Genomic DNA, 3,569 nt, shown 5'->3' with positions numbered 1-3,569 from the left:
CGTGTACCTCACGCCGCAGGGTGCGTCCGGCAGGCCGTTCAGCCTGCGCATGGAGCACACGGTGCTGGACCGGGGCAGCTTCTACATGCCCACGGGCAACGGCGGCTACGGCAGCATGGTGCTGCGCAATTCGCTCCTGCGCGACCTGGCGTCGTACCTCTACATCTGGTATCCCGTGGCCGACGTGGTGATCGAGGGCAACCGGTTCGTGCGCACGGGCGGCATCAGCGTGGGCGCGCGGGCGCCCGTGCGGGTGTACGTGCGCAACAACGCGTTCGTGGACTGGACGACGGACTTTGCCGTGGAGAACTGGGCCAGCTACGACGGGGACGTGATGGTGGTGGAGCGAAACAGCTTTCTCACCACCGGCAGGACGGCGGTGCGCCTGCCCCGGGACTACCCGGGACGGATGAGCGCCGCCGGCAACTACTGGGGCACCACCAGCGAGGCGGTCATCCAGTCGATGATCTTCGACGCCAACGACGACGCGGGCTCGGCGGGCACCATCGAGTACCGCCCGTTCCTCACGGCCCCCGACCCCGCCACGCCCACGCCCTGACGGCGGCGGACGGCGCTCCGCGGATCCGTCGGCATCCAGCAGCGTACCCCGGTCCCGCGCGGACCGGGGTACGCTGCGTCCTCCGCTTCGTCTGCGTGAGAAGGCCGTTCGCCCTTACTTCCGTTCGTCGGGGTCGTGCACCATCTCGTCGAGGGCCACGGCGATGCCCAGGATGATCCCCTCGTCCTCGCCCGGCTGGATGTCGATGCCGTACGTGTCGCGGAGGGCGAACCACGCCTTGGACACGCGCGCCACCGTCCGGTCGCCGCGGCGGATCTCGTAGTCGTGGTCCAGGATCTCGCCCTGCACCTCCAGGTCTTCCCCGCCCTCCACCTCCACGCTGAACCGGTCGCGGAACGGGGCGATGAGCGCCTTTTTGACCGTGGCGACGGTCTCGCCGCCCCGCAGCAGCTTCATGCTGTCGCGCAGGGCCAGCTTCTTCTCCCGCACGGTCACCACTTCCGACCCGTCCATCCGCGTGATCTCGAACGTCTCGCGGATGCGCAGCACCTTGCCGTCCACCCGGAACGCCGGCCTGCCCTGCTCGTCCTCGATGGTAAAGTCCTCGCCGATCGAGATCAGGTGCTGCTTCATCCGGTACCGCGCCATCGCCGTATCTCCTTGCGCCGCCGTTGCCTGCGAACCTCGCGAGGCGGATGGGTCCGGCAAGCTCCACGCCCGCGCGCGTCGTGACGCTTGCGTTCGGCTTCCATTCGGTTTAGCATGGAGCGAGCGAGACGCCGTCCACCTTTTCGTCCGAGGCCGCCCATGGCCAGCAGCAAGGCCGCCACCGTCGACGAGTACCTGCGCGAGCTGCCGGACGACCGGCGCGCCGTCCTCTCCGCCGTGCGTGAGGTGGTGCTGCGCAACCTGCCGGAGGGCTACCGGGAGACGATGTCGTACGGGATGATCGGCTACGGCATCCCCCTGGAGCGCTATCCGGACACGTACAACCGGCAGCCGCTGGCCTACGCGGCGCTGGCGGCGCAAAAGAACTACTACGCGCTGTACCTGATGTGCGCGTACCAGGACTCCGCGCAGGAGCAGGCCCTGCGCGACGCGTTCGCCGCCGCGGGAAAAAAGCTGGACATGGGCAAGTCGTGCATCCGCTTCAAGAAACTGGACGACCTGCCCCTGGACGACATCGGCCGCATCATCGCGTCCACCCCGCCGGACGCCTTCATCGCGCAGCACGAGGCCGCGCGAGCGAAGTAGACGCGGAGCGGATGCGCATCCGCGACGGGCACGGGGGGCTTGCCGAAACGGCGTCCGTGACGGACATTTCCGCCCGACGAACCCCGACGACCAACCGCGAGACGCACCGATCCACGGAGGACCTGATGGGATACAACGACGATCCGGAAGCCAAGGCCACCCTGATGAACGCGTTCACGGGGCTGGGCATTGCCCTGGTGTTCCTGCTGATCGTGGCCGGCGTGACGTTCACCTGGGCCAGGAACGCAACGCCCAGCCACGGCGCGGGCGCCGAGCACGCCGCGCCGGCCGCCGCGCAGCACTGAGCGCCGGCTCGCCGATGCTTCCCAGCCCGGACGCGCGCCCCCGCGCGTCCGGGCTTTCCACAGCCACCCCTGCCGTCCGCGCGCGCCCCTGATGCCGTTGTACGACGCGATCCGCCCCCTGCTCTTTACCCTCCCGGCGGAACAGGCGCATCACGCGGGCACCACCGCGCTCAGCACCGCCCTGGCCCTGCCACCCGCGCGCGCCGCCGCCCGCGCCCTCTTCGACGTCCGCCATCCCGCGCTGCAAGTGGAGCGCTTCGGCATCCGCTTCCCGAACCCGGTCGGCCTGGCGGCGGGGTTCGACAAGAGCGGCGCGTGGTTCAACGCGCTGGGGGCGCTGGGCTTTGGCGCCATCGAGATCGGCACGGTGACGGCGCTGGCGCAGCCGGGAAATCCGCAGCCGCGCCTCTTTCGCCTGCCGGCGGACCAGGCGCTGCTGAACCGGATGGGCTTCAACAACCCCGGTGCGGAGGCCGTGGCCGCGCGGCTGCGGCGCGCGCGCATCGAGCCCGTGCTGGGCATCAACCTCGGCAAGAGCAAGGCGGCGCCCCTGGAAGACGCCGCCGCGGACTACCTGCGCAGCCTGGAGCTGCTGGAGCCGTTCGCGGCGTACCTCGTGGTCAACGTGAGCTCGCCCAACACGCCGGGGCTGCGGCAGCTGCAGGACGCCGCGCCCCTGCGCGAGCTGCTGCGCGCCCTGCGCACGCGCGCCGGCGAGCTGGCCTCCGCGCGGGGCGGCGCGGCGAAGCCCATCCTGCTCAAGATCGCGCCGGACCTGACGGACCCGCAGGTGGAAGAGGCGGCGGGGATCGCCGTGGAAGAAGGGATGGCGGGGCTCATCGCCACCAACACGACGGTCTCGCGCGAGGGGCTGCGGACGCCCGGGGTGGACGGCATGGGCGCGGGCGGCATCAGCGGGGCGCCCGTCCGCCGCCGCGCCGTGGAGGTCGTGGCGCACGCGTACCGGACGACGGGGGGGCGCCTGCCCATCGTGGGCGTGGGCGGCATCTTTGGCCCGGACGACGCGTGGGCCATGGTCCGTGCCGGCGCGTCGCTCGTGCAGGTATGGACGGGCTTCATCTACCGGGGCCCGGGCATCGCGCGCGACATCAACCGCGGGCTGCTGCGGCGGATGGCGCGCGACGGCTTCCGGTCGCTGGACGAGGCCGTGGGGACGGCCGGCCGATGATCCCCACGCTGCGCACCGCCCGCTTTCTGCGCGCGTACCTGCGCGACGGCGCCGGCCCGTTTCGCCAGGAGGAGATCACCATCCCCATCGGCGGCGAGGCACGCGAGGCCACGCTGTACCTGCCCACGCGCCGCGGCCCGGCGCCCGGCTGGGTGGTGCTGCACGGGCTGACGGTCCCCGGCCGGCATCACAAGGCCATGACGCGCTTCGTCCGCTCGCTGGCGGCCACGGGCGCGGCCGTGCTCGTGCCGGACGTGCCCGCCTGGCGTGAGCTGCGGCTGGACGTGGACGCCGCGCGGAC

5 protein-coding genes and 1 pseudogene are annotated in these 3,569 nt (G+C 71.7%); 5 read left to right on the top strand and 1 reads right to left on the bottom strand.

The annotated features are described in order from the left end of the window. Nucleotides 1-559: hypothetical protein (locus VFZ20_RS26885; protein WP_329687049.1), on the top strand; the 559-nt coding region annotated here is incomplete at its 5' end. Nucleotides 560-673: 114 nt separating this feature from the next. Here VFZ20_RS26885 and VFZ20_RS26880 read toward each other — a convergent pair. Beyond that, nucleotides 674-1,168, bottom strand: a complete 495-nt coding sequence (locus VFZ20_RS26880; protein ID WP_329687048.1) for an LURP-one-related/scramblase family protein — start codon at nt 1,166-1,168, stop codon at nt 674-676. Nucleotides 1,169-1,327: 159 nt separating this feature from the next. On the opposite strand from VFZ20_RS26880, the gene VFZ20_RS26875 reads away from it, so the two are divergent. From VFZ20_RS26875 to VFZ20_RS26860, 4 genes and pseudogenes are all read left to right on the top strand, one after another. Then, entirely contained in the window at nt 1,328-1,774 is a 447-nt protein-coding gene (locus tag VFZ20_RS26875; protein ID WP_329687047.1) for a DUF1801 domain-containing protein, read from the top strand. Between the two features lie 11 nt (nt 1,775-1,785). Beyond that, complete coding sequence (locus VFZ20_RS26870) at nt 1,786-2,079, top strand: hypothetical protein (RefSeq protein ID WP_329687046.1); 294 nt, start codon at nt 1,786-1,788, stop codon at nt 2,077-2,079. 91 nt (nt 2,080-2,170) lie between these two features. Further along, nucleotides 2,171-3,268, top strand: coding sequence for a quinone-dependent dihydroorotate dehydrogenase (locus VFZ20_RS26865; protein WP_349264136.1), 1,098 nt, complete (start codon nt 2,171-2,173; stop codon nt 3,266-3,268). Next, nucleotides 3,265-3,569 (top strand): annotated as a pseudogene (locus VFZ20_RS26860) (hypothetical protein); the annotation flags it as partial. The gene VFZ20_RS26865 and the pseudogene VFZ20_RS26860, both read left to right, overlap by 4 nt.

The sequence above is a fragment of the Longimicrobium sp. genome (assembly GCF_036280135.1).
GTDB lineage: Bacteria > Gemmatimonadota > Gemmatimonadetes > Longimicrobiales > Longimicrobiaceae > Longimicrobium.
This window is presented reverse-complemented; position numbering and strand designations above follow the sequence as displayed.

Excerpts from the sequence above, each read along its gene's own strand:
- VFZ20_RS26880 (WP_329687048.1), bottom strand. The coding sequence starts at position 1,168 with ATGGCGCGGTACCGGATGAAGCAGCACCTGATCTCGATCGGCGAGGAC.
- VFZ20_RS26875 (WP_329687047.1), top strand. The coding sequence starts at position 1,328 with ATGGCCAGCAGCAAGGCCGCCACCGTCGACGAGTACCTGCGCGAGCTG.
- VFZ20_RS26870 (WP_329687046.1), top strand. The coding sequence starts at position 1,786 with ATGCGCATCCGCGACGGGCACGGGGGGCTTGCCGAAACGGCGTCCGTG.
- VFZ20_RS26865 (WP_349264136.1), top strand. The coding sequence starts at position 2,171 with ATGCCGTTGTACGACGCGATCCGCCCCCTGCTCTTTACCCTCCCGGCG.